Consider the following 15,463-nt stretch of genomic DNA (forward strand, 5'->3'; position numbering starts at 1 on the left):
AACAGAAACGGAATCCTTTAATAAGGCCCGATATCCCGTCGGATAGGTTTCAGACGATGCCGGGCCCCAGAACGACCGAGGGGATGGCGTCGTGTTCGCGTTTGTGAACGCCAGCCCGAGATAGCAAGAATCAGCCGGCCGGTTGCGGTCGGTGACAGGAGAGAAGTCTGTGGCCCGTATAGCCGGCGTGAATATCCCGACCAACAAGCGCGTGCTGATCGCGCTCCAGTACATCCATGGCATCGGCCAGAAGAACGCCGCCGAGATCATCGAGAAGGTGAAGATCCCGGTGGATCGTCGCGTCAATCAGTTGAGCGACGCCGAGGTTCTTCAGATTCGCGAAGTCATCGACCGCGACTATCTGGTCGAGGGCGATCTTCGTCGCGAGACCGGCATGAACATCAAGCGCCTGATGGACCTCGGCTGCTATCGCGGCCTGCGCCATCGTCGCGGTCTGCCGGTGCGTGGCCAGCGCACCCACACCAACGCCCGCACCCGCAAGGGTCCGGCGAAGGCGATCGCCGGCAAGAAGAAGTAATTTTGCGAGTAGCGAACGGCGAATGGCGGGTAGGGGCTTCCCCTATTCGCCGCTCGCTTTTCGCCATTCGCCGTTTCGGTGGAGCCGCTGGTGTTACGGCGGCGTTGAGATCACTCAGAAAGGTAGACCATGGCTAAGGAAGCCGGCCGCATTCGCCGCCGCGAGCGCAAGAACATCGCCTCTGGCATTGCGCATGTGAACTCGTCGTTCAACAACACGACCATCACCATCACCGACGCGCAGGGCAATGCGATCGCCTGGTCGTCGGCCGGCACGATGGGCTTCAAGGGCTCGCGCAAGTCGACCCCCTACGCCGCGCAGGTCGCGGCCGAGGACGTCGCCAAGAAGGCGCAGGAGCACGGCATGCGCACCCTCGAAGTCGAGGTCGCCGGTCCGGGTTCGGGCCGCGAATCGGCGCTGCGCGCGCTGCAGGCGTCGGGTTTCACGGTGACCTCGATCCGTGACGTCACCACGATCCCGCACAACGGCTGCCGGCCGCGCAAGCGGCGTCGGGTCTGATTTTTTCTGTCGCGGGTGGTGTCGAGCCGCCCGCGGCTTTCGATACTTTGGCGCGGATTGATCCGCAGTTTCCATCGCCAGTGACCGCGCCCTTATTTCGGCGGCGATCGACCGGCCAGGAAGGTGACACAGTGACGATCCAGAAGAATTGGCAAGAACTCATTCGACCGAACAAGCTGCAGGTGACTGCCGGCAGCGATGCCACCCGGTTCGCGACGCTGGTCGCCGAGCCGCTCGAGCGCGGCTTCGGCCAGACACTCGGCAACGCGCTGCGGCGCGTGCTGCTGTCGTCGCTGCAGGGCGCGGCGGTGCAGTCGGTGCACATCGACGGCGTGCTGCACGAGTTCTCCTCGATCGCCGGCGTGCGCGAGGACGTCACCGACATCGTGCTGAACATCAAGGACATCTCGCTGAAGATGCAGGGCGAAGGCCCGAAGCGGATGGTCGTCAAGAAGCAGGGGCCGGGCGTCGTCACCGCCGGTGACATCCAGACCGTCGGCGACATCGTCGTGCTCAATCCGGACCTGCAGATCTGCACCCTCGACGAGGGCGCCGAGATCCGCATGGAATTCACCGTCAACACCGGCAAGGGCTACGTCGCCGCCGAGCGCAACCGTCCGGAAGACGCGCCGATCGGCCTGATCCCGGTCGACAGCCTGTACTCTCCGGTGCGCAAGGTGTCGTACAAGGTCGAGAACACCCGCGAGGGTCAGATCCTCGACTACGACAAGCTGACCATGACGGTCGAGACCAACGGCGCGCTGACCCCGGACGACGCGGTCGCCTTCGCCGCCCGCATCCTGCAGGACCAGCTCAACGTCTTCGTCAACTTCGAAGAGCCGCGCAAGGAAGTCACCCAGGAGATCATCCCGGATCTGGCCTTCAACCCGGCCTTCCTCAAGAAGGTGGACGAACTCGAACTGTCGGTGCGTTCGGCGAACTGCCTGAAGAACGACAACATCGTCTACATCGGCGACCTGGTGCAGAAGTCGGAAGCCGAAATGCTCCGCACCCCGAACTTCGGCCGCAAGTCGCTGAACGAGATCAAGGAAGTGCTGGCGCAGATGGGCCTGCATCTCGGCATGGAAGTGCCGGGCTGGCCGCCGGAGAACATCGACGAGCTCGCCAAGCGCTTCGAAGATCACTACTGAGAACGACGACGGGATGGCGGACAGCGCAGGCTGTTCGCCGTTCCCGTTTCCGGGCGAACGCAGGCAGCCCACCTGCAACTCCGACGAACCGTCGGGACATTGAATTAGAGGGACTACTCACATGCGTCACGGCAAGGTTCATCGGAAGCTCAATCGCACCGCCGAGCATCGCAAGGCGATGTTCGCCAACATGTGCGCCGCGCTGATCAAGCACGAGCAGATCGTCACCACGCTGCCGAAGGCCAAGGAATTGCGGCCGATCGTCGAGAAGCTGGTCACGCTCGGCAAGAAGGGTGGCCTCGACAAGCGCCGCCAGGCGATCAGCGAGATGCGCGACCTGGACCAGGTCCGGAAGCTGTTCGACGTTCTGGCCAAGCGCTATGCCGACCGTCAGGGCGGTTACACCCGCATCATCAAGGCCGGCTTCCGCTACGGCGACAACGCCCCGATGGCGGTGATCGAATTCGTCGACCGCGACGAAGACGCCAAGGGCAAGGATTCCGGTCCGTCCCAGGACGGCGCTGCCGAAGCGGCGTAAGCGGCTTCTGCAACACCCGAGTTTCCAAAGGCGGTGCCGCAAGGCGCCGCCTTTTTCGTTGGGCGTAGGCCGCTGGGTTCGCACCACCATCGACCGTCATCCCCGCGCATGCGGGGATCCAGTATGCCAGCGCGCCCGCGTTCATCACCAGCGCTCTGCAATACTGGGTCGCCCGGACAAAGCCGGGCGATGACCTCCGAATATGCAGCAAGCGCTGCACACGAAATCGCGTCTTGCGCTCACGACCATCGCTTCCGACGTTACGTCAGCTATCGCGCCGAGCAATGTAACGAGGAGCAACCACATGCACATCAATCTCTCCGGCAAGACCGCGCTGGTCACCGGCTCGACGGCGGGCATCGGCCACGCCATCGCCAGGGGGCTCGCCGCGGCCGGCGCCGAGGTCGTGGTCAACGGCCGCAGCCAGGCCAAGGTCGACGCCGCGCAGGCCGCGATCGACAAGGCGGTGCCGGGCGCCAAGCTGTGCGGCGTCGCCGCCGATGTCTCCACCGCGGAGGGCTGCGCCGCGCTGCTGGTCGCGATTCCGCGCGTCGACATCCTGATCAACAATGCCGGCATCTTCGAACCGAAGGGCTTCTTCGACATTCCGGACGCCGACTGGCAGCGCTTCTTCGACGTCAATGTGATGAGCGGCGTGCGGCTGTCGCGCGGCTACATGCCGGGGATGCTCGAGCGTAATTGGGGCCGCATCGTCTTCATCGCCTCGGAATCCGCGCTCATGATTCCGAAGGAGATGATCCACTACGGCATGACCAAGACCGCGCAGCTCTCGGTGTCGCGCGGCCTCGCGGAGATGACCCGCGGCACCGCGGTGACGGTCAATGCGGTGATGCCGGGACCGACGATGAGCGAAGGCGTGCAGACCTTCGTCGCCGATCTGGCCAAGCAGAACGGCCAGTCGGAGGCCGAGGCGGCGGCCAATTTCGTCAAGCAGCATCGCCCCGGCTCACTGATCCAGCGCTTCGCTACCGTCGAGGAGATCGCCAACATGGTGGTCTATGTCAGCTCCAAGGAAGCCTCCGCCACCAACGGCGCCGCGCTGCGCGCCGAAGGCGGGCTCTTGCAGACGATCGCGTAGTTCGTCGAGCTTAGTTCATTGTCTCAGTGCTCGGCTCGCCCTCACTCCAACCCTCTCCCGCAAGCGGGAGAGGGGGCGCGTTGCCGCTTGGATAAGCGCATTGGGCCGAACAAACTCCGCTCGCGATGACGAGTCTGAATCGCATTGGTCCGCGGCCCGCACAGCACGCACAGCCTGCTCCCTCTCCCGCTTGCGGGAGAGGGGTGGGGTGAGGGCGACGCGGGCACGGCGCGCGCCGACTACCACCCCTCCAGCACGATCTTGCCGACCGATTTGCCGCTCTCCAGCAGCGCGTGGGCGCGTCTCAAATTCGCGGCATTGATCGTCCCGAAGGTCTGGTCGAGCGTGGTGCGCAGCACGCCGGCGTCGATCAGGTCTGCGACTTCGTTCAACAGGTCGTGCTGCGCGATCATGTCGGGCGTGGTGTAGGTCGAGCGCGCGAACATCGCCTCCCAATGCAGCGACGCCGATTTCGGCTTCAGCAGCATCGGGTTCAGCGTCGCCGGGTCGTCGATCAGCGCCACCTTGCCCTGGGGCGCCAGGATCTCGACCAGCGCCGGGAAATGCTGATCGGTGTTGGTGAGGCTGGCGATCAGCGCCACCGGCGGCAGCTTCAAGGCGTCGATCTGCGGCTGCATCGCCCGGCTGTGATCGATCACCGCATCGGCGCCGAGCTCGCGGCACCAGGCCTGCGTCTGCGGCCGCGACGCGGTCGCCACCACGGTCAGCGCGGTGAGCCGGCGCGCCAGCTGGATCAGGATCGAGCCGACGCCGCCGGCGCCGCCGGTGATCAGCAGCGTGCGCGGGTCGTGCGCCTTGCCGGGCCGCACGCCGAGCCGGTCGAACAGCAGTTCCCACGCGGTAATCGAGGTCAGCGGCAGCGCCGCCGCCTGCGCGAACGACAGTGTCGTCGGCTTGCGGCCGACGATGCGCTCGTCGACCAGATGCAATTCGGCATTGGTGCCCTGGCGGCCGATCGAACCGGCGTAGAACACCTCGTCGCCGGGCCGGAACAGCGTCACCTCGCTGCCCACGGACTCGACCACGCCGGCGGCGTCGTAGCCCAGAATCTTGATCTGGCCGGCCGGCGGCGCGGCGCGCTTGCGGACCTTGAAGTCGACCGGATTGACCGAGATCGCCTTCACGGCGACGCGCAGGTCGCGCGGGCCTGGCTCCGGCCTGGCGACGTCGACATCGATCAGCGCGTCGGCGTCGTCGATCGGGAGGGATTTGGCGTAGCCTACGGCCTTCATGAACGGTGCTCCTGTGCTGACGGCGCTTGCGTCCTCTAGGTGTCACGCCCCCGGTCAATTGCAAGCGTCGCGGCCGGCGAGGTATAGTGCCCACACGCATGATTGACCTGCCGGCGCTGCGCCGGAAGGCTACAATCCGCCGCTTTTGACCGCTTCGATTCGCGCAGGCTGCGTCGATCACGCGGCCGCTTCAACTCTGGAACATCGCCTCATGTCCGCTGTCCGCATCTTCACGGCCGTCCTGCTCTCGCTCGCGGCGTCGGCCCCGGCGACCGCGCAGGAGCGGCGGCTGCCGGCGTCGCAGGCCGAGATCAAGCTCAGCTACGCGCCGATCGTGCAGCACGCGCAGCCGGCGGTGGTGAACGTCTACGCCGCCAAGGTGGTGCAGAACCGCAATCCGCTCTTGGAAGACCCGATCTTCCGCCGCTTCTTCGGCGGCGGCCCGCAGCCCGAGCAGATCCAGCGCTCGCTCGGAAGCGGCGTGATGGTCGATCCGTCGGGCCTCGTCGTCACCAACAATCACGTCATCGACGGCGCCGATCAGGTCAAGGTCGCGCTCGCCGACAAGCGCGAGTTCGAGGCCGAGATCGTGCTGAAGGACAGCCGCACCGATCTCGCGGTGCTGCGCCTCAAGGATACCAGGGAGAAATTCGCCACCCTCGAACTGGCCAATTCGGACGAGCTGCTGGTCGGCGATCTGGTGCTGGCGTTGGGCAATCCGTTCGGCGTCGGCCAGACCGTGACGCACGGCATCGTCTCGGCGCTGGCGCGCACCCAGGTCGGCATCACCGACTATCAGTTCTTCATCCAGACCGACGCGGCGATCAATCCCGGCAATTCCGGCGGCGCGCTGGTCGACATGACCGGCAAGCTGGTCGGCATCAACACCGCGATCTTTTCGCGCTCCGGCGGCTCGCAGGGCATCGGCTTCGCGATCCCGACCAACATGGTGCGGGTGGTGATCGCCTCGGCCAAGAGCGGCGGCAAGGCGGTGAAGCGGCCGTGGCTCGGCGCGCGGCTGCAGGCGGTGACGCCGGAGATCGCCGAGACGCTCGGTCTGAAGCGGCCCAGCGGCGCGCTGGTGGCGAGCGTCACCAAGGGCAGCCCGTCCGACAAGGCGGGGCTGAGACTGTCCGATCTGATCGTCGGGGTCGACGGCTTTGCGATCGATGATCCCAACGCGTTCGACTATCGCTTCGCCACCCGCCCGCTCGGCGGCACCGCGCAGATCGACGTGCAGCGCGGCGGCAAGCCGCTCAAGCTCAGCATCACGCTGGAGACCGCGCCGGACACCGGCCGCGACGAGATCGTGCTGACCGCGCGCTCGCCGTTCCAGGGTGCCAGGATCGCCAACATCTCGCCGGCGATCGCCGACGACCTGCGGCTCGACCCCAGCGTCGAGGGCGTGGTCGTGACCGATCTCGCCGACGGCGCCACCGCGGCGAGCGTCGGTTTCCAGAAGGGCGACATCATCGTCGCGGTCAACAACAAGCGCATCGGCAAGACCAGCGACCTCGAACGCATCACCAACGAGTCGTTCCGCCTGTGGCGCATCACCGTCGTTCGCGGCGGCCAGCAGATCAACGTCACGCTCGGCGGATGAGCACGACCGCAGCGCTGCTCCCAACCTCTCCCCGCGCGCGGGGAGAGGTCGCCCGGCGTAGCGTCAGCGAAGCCGGGCGGGTGAGGGGGCGCTTCAGCAAGGCCGAGCTTTTGTGTCTGATCCAAGCCGAGCCGCTCGGCCTCGTGGAGACGCCCCCTCATCCCACCCTTCTCCCCGCACGCGGGGAGAAGGAGCAGGCGGTGCGTGGGGAAAGGGAGCGGGCCAGACGATGAGTCCCAAGCGCCCGACGCCATCGTCCAATCTGTTCGCTGCCGCCGGCCTCGAGCGTGAGGCGCCGCGGCCGTTGCCGGATCGGCTGCGGCCGCGCGTGCTCGCCGACGTCGTCGGCCAGGACCACATCCTCGGCCCCGACGGCGCGCTGACGCGGATGCTGGCGACGCGGACGCTCGGCTCGCTGGTGTTCTGGGGCCCGCCCGGCACCGGCAAGACCACCGTCGCGCGGCTGCTGGCCGACGCCACCGAGCTGCATTTCGAGCAGATCTCCGCGGTGTTCTCCGGCGTCGCCGATCTGAAAAAAGTGTTCGACGCCGCCCGCGCGCGCCGCGAGATGGGCCGCGGCACGCTGCTGTTCGTCGACGAGGTACATCGCTTCAACAAGGCGCAGCAGGACTCGTTTCTGCCGGTGATGGAAGACGGCACCGTGGTGCTGGTCGGCGCGACGACGGAGAACCCGTCGTTCGAGCTCAACGCGGCGCTTCTCTCACGCGCGCGCGTGCTGGTGTTCCAGTCGCTCGATGCCGCGGCAATCGAGAAACTGTTCGCCCATGCGGAAGCGGCCGAGGGCCGGAAGCTGCCGCTCGATGCCGAGGCGCGCGCGGTGCTGGTGCGGATGGCCGATGGCGACGGCCGCGCCTCGCTGACGCTGGCCGAAGAGGTCTGGCGCTCGGCGCGCGACGGCGAGATCTTCAATGCCGCGCAGTTGCAGGACATCCTGCAGCGTCGCGCGCCGATCTACGACAAATCCGCCGACGGCCACTACAACCTGATCTCGGCACTGCATAAATCGGTGCGCGGCTCCGATCCGGACGCGGCGCTGTACTATCTGTGCCGGATGTTCGACGCCGGCGAGGACCCGCTGTTCCTGGCGCGGCGCGTGGTGCGGATGGCGGTCGAGGACATCGGGCTGGCCGATCCGCAGGCGCTGGTGATCTGCAATGCCGCCAAGGACGCCTACGACTTCCTCGGCTCGCCCGAGGGCGAACTCGCGATCGCGCAGGCGGTGATCTATCTCGCCACCGCGCCGAAATCCAACGCCGCCTACACCGCCTACAAGGCCGCGATGCGCGCGGCGAAGCAGGGCGGCTCGCTGCTGCCGCCCAAGCACATCCTCAACGCCCCGACCGGGCTGATGAAGTCCGAAGGCTATGGCGGCGGCTACCAATACGACCACGACACGCCCGAGGGCTTCTCCGGCCAGGAGTATTTCCCCGACGCGCTCGGCCACCAGACGTTTTACGATCCCCCCGACCGCGGCTTCGAACGCGAGATCCGCAAGCGGCTGGACTATTGGGCGAAGCTGCGCGCGGCGAAGGACAACTCGTAGGGTGGGTTAGGCGCTCTTGCGCCGTAACCCACCGTCCTCGCGCGGAGAGATGAGTCGGTGGGTTACGCGCTGCGCGCGAACCCACCCTACAGACTGAAGACTGCGCGGCCGCACCGGAATGACCGCGCGGGGGGCGAACTACCCCGCCTGCCGCTTCGCGGCCGGCTCTTCGTCGAACCCGACGAACACCGCCGCTTCGCTGACCGGCTTGCGCTCCGACACCACCGCGTTGGCGGGAAACGTCTCGTCCGGCCAGCCGAGCGCGATCGCCTTCATGATGATCTGATCGTCGGCGATGCCGGCGTGTTCGCGCACCACCGGCGACTGCATGATGCCCTGGCTGTTGATGACGCAGCCGAGCCCGCGCGACCAGGCGGCGTTGACCAGCGCGGTCGTCACCGCGCCGCAATCGAACGGCGTGTCGTCGCTGCCGTCGAGCACGCGGTCGTAGGTGACGATGATGCACACCGGTGCGTCGAACTGGCGGAAGCCGCGCAGCACCCAGTCCTGCCGCGCGTCCTTGTCGTCGCGCGCGATTCCCATCGCGCTGAACAGCTGCTTGGCGACGCCGACCTGGCGGTCGCGATGCGCGCCCGCGAACGGCTGCCCAATGCGGAATTCGCGGCTGTGCGGCACGCCGGCCAGATTGCGCTCGGTGTTGCCGGCGCGGATCCGGTTCAGCGGCTCGCCGGTGATGACATAGAAATTCCACGGCTGGGTGTTCATCGACGACGGCGCGCGCATCGCCAGCGTCAGGATTTCCTCGATCAACTGTTTCGGCACGGGATCGGGCTTGTATCCGCGAATGCTGCGGCGACCGAGGACGACGTCATCGAACTGCATTTGTCTGGTTTCCCCCACGACTTATCATCTGCCACGTGTTGGACCGGATCATCGCGGTTTCGCGCGCGCCGCGCAAGACGACCGTGCGAGACGCCATTCCGCAAGACGGGATGGCGGCGCTGTGACGCGCGCGCCGAGGTGGCGCCGTGCTATGCTGGCACCGACAGAACGGGACATTCTCGATGCGATATCCTTCGACGATTCCGATGCTTTCGCGCAGTGCGCGCGCTCCTTGCCGGTTTGCGCTGCTCGCGCTGGCGCTGCTGTTCGTGGCATCGCCCGCGTGCGCCGACAGCGTCGAGGTCGCGCCCGGCGTGCAGGTCACGCGCAAGAGCTACAGCGGCCCCACCAATCAGCAGCCGTTCTTCGGTTTCGCCGCCAAGACGCCGGAGCAGCGCGCCGCCGACGAGACATTCGTCAGCGACATGGTGGCGGCCACCGGCTCGCGGCAGAAGGCGTTCGACGCGGCCAGCCTGCGCGGCTGGCGGGCGATCAGCAAGGGCAATGCCCCGGAAGCCGCGTTGCGCTTCAACCAGGCCTATCTGCTCGCGCCTGAACAGAGCGCGGTCTATCACGGCTTCGCCATCGTGACGATGATGCGGTTTGGCGACATCGACTACGCCGACGAATTGTTCAAACGCGCGCGCCTGCAGCCGCATCCGCTGAAGCCGCTGGCATCCGATCACGGCCGCGCGTTGCTGATCGGCAAGCGCCCGCAGCAGGCGCGCGCGGTGCTGGAGCAGGCGGTCGTCGACGCCCCGGACCTCGCCGATGCGTGGTCCAATCTCGGTTTCGCCCGGCTGCAGACCGGCGACGCCGCCGGCGCCTGCGTCGCCGCCAATGAGGCCGCGACGCGAAAACCGTCCAGCACTGTCAGCAGCGATCTGGCGCAGTTGCGTAGCAGCGCGAAGTGCAAGTAGCTGTGCGGACGGACAATCGCTGTGGCAGGGTCGCGGCGCGAAACTAGAGCACGTGATCGCTTGATTGAAGCAACGCGTCATTCTCGCATGCGGAGTCGTCATCCTGAGGTGCGAGCGCAGCGAGCCTCGAAGGATGCGGCCAAGGCACTTGCGGCTCATCCTTCGAGGCCCGGTGGGCCGCGCGAGGCGCGGCCCACCGGGCACGCCGGTGATTCCATCAAAACCAGAACTGCTCTAGCGGCCGATCTGATGTTTCAGGGAGGTGAGGCCGAACAGCGCCTTCTGCGCGTCGTCGAGATGGCGGCCTTTGAAATACACCGCATCGATCACCGCGCCGAGCGCGAACAGAAGGGCAAAGACCACAAGGCCGCGCATCGCTCGATCCAACCTCGCCATCGTGCTGCCGCCGCCGACGGTCGGCGCGCGGTGGACGGCGGGAGCCTACATCGACGCGGGCGTGCCGCAAAGCCGCGACATTCGGCTGAGATCGTCCGCCGAGCCCGCCCGCTTAGATGAGGCTCCCTCAGTGCTTGTCCGACGGATGTTTCGGCGGCTGCACCGACCATGCCGCCGGTTCGTCGTGGGTGTCGGCCTTGGCCGCCGCCGCCGTCGCCTGCACCTTGCCGGGCGCGTGGTGGGCGGGTGCGTAGATCGTATAGAGCTGCATCGGCGTCGTCCCGGTGTTGGTGACGTTGTGCCAGGTCCCCGCCGGGACGAGCACGCACCAGCCGTCCGACACGTCCCGTTCGAAACTGAGCCTGTCCTTTGTGGCGCCCATCTGCACCCGGCCATTGCCCGCGTCGAGGCGCAGGAACTGATCCGTCTCCGGATGGGCTTCGAGGCCGATGTCGCCGCCGGGCGGAATCGACATCAGAGTCAATTGCAGATAGCGCCCGCTCCAGGCGACGGTGCGGTAATTGATATTGTCCTTGGTCGCGCCTTCGATGTCGAAGGATTGCGGCTGCGGCCCGATGTCGTGGATGAGGTGTTGGCTTGCGACGGGAATGGTGTCGGCAATGGTGCTCACGACGTGTCTCCTCGAATATGCTGCGAGGGTCCGTCTCGCATCCGGTTGAACATGGGCAAGTCATGCTGATCGAAACAGTTCCGGTGCGACACGCCGGCGTCGCGTTATTCGACGATCACGGCAGCCGCGGGCGCCGGCTTGCGAAGCGCTCGCAAGCTCGACGATCGCGCGCCCGCAGCGCAGGATCGCTGTGGCGCGATGACGTTTCCAGAGAGTAGCAACCGGTTCGGACAGGACGAGAAGGGGATACGCATGAAATCCTACCGTAAGGAACTGTGGTTCGAGACGCCGGGCCGCCGCGCCTTCATCAACATCACGCGGCAGATCGAGGCCGTGCTGAAAGACAGCGGCGTGCGCGAGGGACTGGTGCTGGTCAACGCCATGCACATCACCGCGTCGGTGTTCATCAACGACGACGAGAGCGGCCTGCATGCGGACTACGAATTGTGGTTGGAAAAGCTCGCGCCGCACGAGCCGGTGGCGTCCTATCGCCACAACCGCACCGGTGAGGACAACGCCGACGCCCACATGAAGCGCCAGATCATGGGCCGCGAAGTCGTCGTCGCCATCACCGACGGCCGCCTCGATTTCGGCCCGTGGGAGCAGATCTTCTACGGCGAATTCGATGGCGGACGGAAGAAGCGGGTGCTGGTGAAAGTGATCGGGGAGTAGCCGCGGATCGCGATCCGGGAGCGCCCGGCGCATTCGCCTCAAACTTGAATCAAACCGGGTCGGAGCTTTCAGCGGCCCGGAAACGCTGTTCGTGGTCGCGCCGTCGCCGGCATTTCCGAGGAGGGAGCCTTCACCACCGCTTAAGCAGTCGCAGGAAATGGTGGCGCTAGCGGCTATCGATAGCGATTTGCCGCTAGTCGATGCGATCGCGCCCGGGCCCTCCGGAACGTCTCGCCATCGTCGGATGGGGCGTCCTCGATGTCGGCTTGGGGTCATTCAGCGGAATGGGGAGCGGGACGGAGCGGCGAGGCGGTTCGCGGCCGTCCGCACGACGGGTTGCGGTTGCGGCCGCTGCTGGTGTTCGACGACCCCGCCTATGAGAGCGACTTCGTTCGCTACTACAACAGATTCTACTATCGCTACGCGCAAGTCAGCCTGATCGTCGGGATGCTGCTGGTGTCGGCCGATTTCCTCGTCGACCTGCTCGCATCCAAGGCCACGCCGGCGAATCTCGATCGCCTACTGCTCTGCGTGCCGCTGCTCGGCCTCGGCCTCGTCGGCTCGTTCGCCGACTACGCGCGGCGCCACTGGCAGCCGGTGATGTCCGGACTGATCACGGCGATCGCCGGCAGCCTGTTCTGGGTGCTGCTGGTGATCGACAACCAGGGCGGCATGGGCATGACGTCGTGGGTCGGCATCCTCAACTTCGTATTTCTCGAATTCTATTGCTTCGTCGTTCTCGGCGTCCAGTTCAGGTATGCGCTCGCAGCGGGTGCGATCGTTCTGGCGATGTTCGAACTCGCATTGCTGCGCGCGATCGGCGCGGACAGCGGCGCGTTTCTGTACTTGTCGTATCATGCGGCGACTCTGTTCATCCTGGCCGCGGGCATCGGCTGGTGGCGGGAATTCCTGCTGCGCAAGGGGTTTGCGGCGCAGACCAGCCTGAGGGCGGCGCAGAACGTCCTGAGGAACCAGAACGGCCATCTCGAGCTCGAGGTGGAGAAAAGCACCCAGCGGATTCAGCGCACCCAGGACGTCACCATCGAGATCCTGACCTCGCTGGCGGAGACCCGCGACAACGAAACCGGCAACCACATTCGCCGGACCCAGCATTATGTCAGGGCCCTGGCCCGCCGCCTGCAGTCGCACCCGGCCTTCGCGGCCTATCTGGTGGAGGCGCAGATCGACATGCTGTTCAAATACGCGCCGCTGCACGACATCGGCAAGGTCGGCATTCCCGACAGCATTCTGCTCAAGCCGGGCAAGCTCGATCCGCACGAATTCGAAATCATGAAGACCCACACCACGCTCGGTTACCAGACCATCGTGAACGCCGAAAAGCGGCTCGGCACGCCGGTGGCGTTTCTCGCCTGCGCCAAGGAGATCGCGCTCAGCCATCACGAGCACTGGGACGGCAACGGCTACCCGAACCGGCTGGCGGGCGAGGCGATTCCGATCTCGGCCCGGCTGATGGCGGTGGCCGATGTCTACGACGCGCTGACCTCGCGCCGGGTCTACAAGGACGCGATGCCGCACGATCGGGCGGTCGCGATCATCAAGGACGGCAGCGGCCGGCAATTCGACCCCGACGTGGTCGACGCGTTCGTCGCCATTGCCGCCGATGAATTCAAGACGATCGCGGCCCGCTACGCGGACTGAGCCGGCCGGGCGGCCATATGCACCGTCACAGCGCGGCAGCCTGCCTCTGCCTGCTACGCCAATTGTTAAATAATCAAAGGTAGCATTCGCCATCCTCGTGGATCTACTGGGGGCGGCCGTGATCAGATCGTATTTCGAAGCCCATTGGGTGGCGGCGGCGCTGTGCATGGGCGTGGCGCTGCTCCTTCTGCTGCCATTGGGCGTACCCGGCGGCGACCGCGCGTTGCTGCTGGTCTATCTGGCGTCGCCGATCTACATGCTGCACCAGGTCGAGGAGCACCTCGGCGACCGCTTCCGCACTTACGTGAACAGCAAAGTGTTCGGCGGCGTCGAGGCGCTGACGCCCGGCGACGTGCTGCTGATCAATCTGCCCGGCGTGTGGGGCATCAACCTCGCGGCGTTGTATGCGGCGTATTTCATCGGCCCCGGCTGGGGCCTCGCCGCGGCGTATCTGATCCTCGTCAACGGCCTCACCCATGTCGGCATGGCGGCGCATCTGCGCGGCTATAACCCCGGCCTCGGCAGCGCCGCGCTGGTGTTCATCCCGTTCGGCCTGTTCGCCTTGATCGAGATCCCGGCCACGGCCCTGCAGCACGCCGTGGGCCTCACGATCGCCATCGCCATCCACGCCGCGATCGCGCTGCACGCGCGGCAGCGGGCGATGGCGGGGCGGGGGGTGGCCACCTCAATGGCTTGAAGCCGTCGCGGATCAGAGATCGTAGGGCGGGTTAGCCGAAGGCGTAACCCGCCATTGTGAGGCTTCGACCGAATTGCGGTGACCGAATTGGCGGATGACGCTTCGCTAATCCGCCCTACGGGCTGCGTCTCAGTCGCTCGCCGTCCAGGGATCGATCACGGTCAGGCCGGCCGCGTCGAACGCACTCGCGTCGCGCGACGCGACACTAAAGCCGTGTGCGGCGGCGATCGCGGCGATATAGCCGTCGGGCGTGGGGAAGCCCTTTCCGACCGCGCGTGCCTTGACGGCGAGATCGGCATAGCACCGCGCCGCAGGGATATCGAAGTGCAGGACACGGCGGTCGAACTGGTCCAGCAAGCCGTCGATCCGAACCGCCAGCAAGTTCTTTCGCTTGCCGTCCGGCATCGCGCCGACGCCGAAGAGAAGTTCGGCCACGGTGATGCTGGACAGAAACAAGGTCTCGGCCGCCTGAACGTCGAGCCAGGCGAGAACCGACGGGTGAGGTCCGGGTTTGATCGCTTCCGAGACGACGTTGGTGTCCAGCAGGATCATTCGAGGCACCAATTCCGCGTCAGGTCATTCAAACTTCATCGGCTCGGCCGGACGCGTGTCGCGGACCTGTTCGAGCGCTTCGATATCGGCATTGGTGAGACCCATTTTCCGGCTTATGTCCGACAAGGCGGTGCCGAGCCGCACGCGGCCCTCGGGGCGCACGGCGGCTTCCAGAATGGCGCGCATCTCTGCCTCCGCGCTGCGATTATGCTGCGCCGCGCGGACCTTCAGGGCGCGATGCGCCTCGTCGGAGAGGTTGCGAATGGTGACGGCGACCATGCTGGCGTCCTCCGCGGGATGACTGCGATGCTATCAAACTAGGAAAAATGATAGCATCTTTCAAGGGTGGTGCTGCGCTCACCTAGGCGGCCGAACCTCTTGGAAGGAAGCGGGGCAAGTGCGATCACGCTGAAGGAATCCGCCAGCGCATCAGCCCAAGGCCCCCTCCGCCTCACGCGACGAGCGAGCGCGGCCCGTAGGGTGGCGCTGAGCGCCTCGTCCGCCATAGCTCAAAGAGCGACGGCGGAAGCGAAGCCCACGCGGAGCACCGCACAGCGCGCGTGGGCACGGCGCTGACGCGCCTTTGCCCACCTTGCGCTTGCTTCAGCTCGTAGCCCGTAGGGCGGATAAGCCGAAGGCGTCATCCGCCGATACCGCTATCGCCATGAACGCTGGCGGATGGCGCTTCGCTTATCCGCCCTACGGGAGGTAATTCGCTTTCAAGTGGATTCGCTTGACGCCGATATCGCAGGGCGGGTTAGCCGAAGGCGTAACCCGCCATTACGGCGAATCCCAGTGGATAGATTGGCGGATTACGCTGCGTTAATC

Annotated in this window: 17 protein-coding genes; 11 read left to right on the forward strand and 6 right to left on the reverse strand. The window is 66.1% G+C overall.

The window, feature by feature from the left end; genetic code table 11:
- Nucleotides 1-169: 169 nt before the first annotated feature.
- The 5 genes from rpsM to RPB_RS11670 all read left to right on the forward strand — a co-directional run bounded on the left by rpsM (nucleotide 170) and on the right by RPB_RS11670 (nucleotide 3,845).
- Nucleotides 170-538 carry a 30S ribosomal protein S13 gene (rpsM, locus tag RPB_RS11650; protein ID WP_011441207.1) on the forward strand — a complete coding sequence of 123 codons (369 nt, stop codon included), beginning with the start codon at nucleotides 170-172 and terminating at the stop codon, nucleotides 536-538.
- 129 nt (nucleotides 539-667) lie between these two features.
- The gene (gene rpsK, locus RPB_RS11655; RefSeq protein ID WP_011441208.1) at nucleotides 668-1,057 is read left to right on the forward strand and encodes a 30S ribosomal protein S11; all 390 of its coding nucleotides are present in this window, start codon (nucleotides 668-670) and stop codon (nucleotides 1,055-1,057) included.
- 131 nt (nucleotides 1,058-1,188) lie between these two features.
- Nucleotides 1,189-2,208, forward strand: a complete 1,020-nt coding sequence (locus tag RPB_RS11660; protein WP_011441209.1) for a DNA-directed RNA polymerase subunit alpha — start codon at nucleotides 1,189-1,191, stop codon at nucleotides 2,206-2,208.
- Nucleotides 2,209-2,329: 121 nt separating this feature from the next.
- A complete protein-coding gene (rplQ, locus tag RPB_RS11665; RefSeq protein ID WP_011441210.1) occupies nucleotides 2,330-2,746 on the forward strand; it encodes a 50S ribosomal protein L17 in 417 nt (138 codons plus the stop codon).
- Nucleotides 2,747-3,050: 304 nt separating this feature from the next.
- Entirely contained in the window at nucleotides 3,051-3,845 is a 795-nt protein-coding gene (locus RPB_RS11670; RefSeq protein ID WP_011441211.1) for an SDR family NAD(P)-dependent oxidoreductase, read from the forward strand.
- Nucleotides 3,846-4,084: 239 nt separating this feature from the next.
- Here RPB_RS11670 and RPB_RS11675 read toward each other — a convergent pair whose 3' ends face one another.
- A complete protein-coding gene (locus RPB_RS11675; RefSeq protein ID WP_011441212.1) occupies nucleotides 4,085-5,098 on the reverse strand; it encodes a zinc-binding alcohol dehydrogenase family protein in 1,014 nt (337 codons plus the stop codon).
- A gap of 211 nt (nucleotides 5,099-5,309) precedes the next feature.
- Between RPB_RS11675 and RPB_RS11680 the strand changes: the two genes are divergently transcribed.
- Nucleotides 5,310-6,701, forward strand: a complete 1,392-nt coding sequence (locus tag RPB_RS11680; protein WP_011441213.1) for a DegQ family serine endoprotease — start codon at nucleotides 5,310-5,312, stop codon at nucleotides 6,699-6,701.
- Between the two features lie 229 nt (nucleotides 6,702-6,930).
- Entirely contained in the window at nucleotides 6,931-8,265 is a 1,335-nt protein-coding gene (locus RPB_RS11690) for a replication-associated recombination protein A (protein WP_011441214.1), read from the forward strand.
- A 138-nt stretch (nucleotides 8,266-8,403) separates the two neighbouring features.
- Here the strand turns inward: RPB_RS11690 and RPB_RS11695 are convergent, their stop codons facing one another.
- Complete coding sequence (locus tag RPB_RS11695; protein WP_011441215.1) at nucleotides 8,404-9,108, reverse strand: nitroreductase; 705 nt, start codon at nucleotides 9,106-9,108, stop codon at nucleotides 8,404-8,406.
- A 206-nt stretch (nucleotides 9,109-9,314) separates the two neighbouring features.
- Between RPB_RS11695 and RPB_RS11700 the strand changes: the two genes are divergently transcribed.
- The gene (locus RPB_RS11700; protein ID WP_245258210.1) at nucleotides 9,315-10,028 is read left to right on the forward strand and encodes a tetratricopeptide repeat protein; all 714 of its coding nucleotides are present in this window, start codon (nucleotides 9,315-9,317) and stop codon (nucleotides 10,026-10,028) included.
- Nucleotides 10,029-10,262: 234 nt separating this feature from the next.
- Here the strand turns inward: RPB_RS11700 and RPB_RS24575 are convergent, their stop codons facing one another.
- Both RPB_RS24575 and RPB_RS11705 read right to left on the reverse strand, forming a co-directional pair.
- Nucleotides 10,263-10,403 (reverse strand): hypothetical protein, encoded by a 141-nt coding sequence (locus RPB_RS24575; RefSeq protein ID WP_157038813.1) that lies wholly within the window; start codon nucleotides 10,401-10,403, stop codon nucleotides 10,263-10,265.
- Nucleotides 10,404-10,551: 148 nt separating this feature from the next.
- Nucleotides 10,552-11,055 carry a cupin domain-containing protein gene (locus RPB_RS11705; protein WP_011441218.1) on the reverse strand — a complete coding sequence of 168 codons (504 nt, stop codon included), beginning with the start codon at nucleotides 11,053-11,055 and terminating at the stop codon, nucleotides 10,552-10,554.
- A gap of 252 nt (nucleotides 11,056-11,307) precedes the next feature.
- On the opposite strand from RPB_RS11705, the gene RPB_RS11710 reads away from it, so the two are divergent.
- From RPB_RS11710 to RPB_RS11720, 3 genes are all read left to right on the forward strand, one after another.
- On the forward strand, nucleotides 11,308-11,727 hold the full coding sequence (locus tag RPB_RS11710; protein WP_041798214.1) for a secondary thiamine-phosphate synthase enzyme YjbQ: 420 nt from the start codon (nucleotides 11,308-11,310) through the stop codon (nucleotides 11,725-11,727).
- Nucleotides 11,728-11,985: 258 nt separating this feature from the next.
- On the forward strand, nucleotides 11,986-13,386 hold the full coding sequence (locus RPB_RS23815; protein ID WP_011441220.1) for an HD-GYP domain-containing protein: 1,401 nt from the start codon (nucleotides 11,986-11,988) through the stop codon (nucleotides 13,384-13,386).
- Between the two features lie 118 nt (nucleotides 13,387-13,504).
- Nucleotides 13,505-14,083, forward strand: a complete 579-nt coding sequence (locus RPB_RS11720) for an HXXEE domain-containing protein (protein WP_011441221.1) — start codon at nucleotides 13,505-13,507, stop codon at nucleotides 14,081-14,083.
- A gap of 129 nt (nucleotides 14,084-14,212) precedes the next feature.
- On the opposite strand, the gene RPB_RS11725 is transcribed toward RPB_RS11720, so the two are convergent.
- Nucleotides 14,213-14,635, reverse strand: coding sequence for a type II toxin-antitoxin system VapC family toxin (locus tag RPB_RS11725; protein ID WP_011441222.1), 423 nt, complete (start codon nucleotides 14,633-14,635; stop codon nucleotides 14,213-14,215).
- A 24-nt stretch (nucleotides 14,636-14,659) separates the two neighbouring features.
- Entirely contained in the window at nucleotides 14,660-14,914 is a 255-nt protein-coding gene (locus RPB_RS11730) for a FitA-like ribbon-helix-helix domain-containing protein (RefSeq protein WP_011441223.1), read from the reverse strand.
- Nucleotides 14,915-15,463: the final 549 nt, after the last annotated feature.

Origin of the sequence: Rhodopseudomonas palustris HaA2 (genome assembly GCF_000013365.1) — a bacterium.
Lineage (GTDB): Bacteria > Pseudomonadota > Alphaproteobacteria > Rhizobiales > Xanthobacteraceae > Rhodopseudomonas > Rhodopseudomonas palustris_J.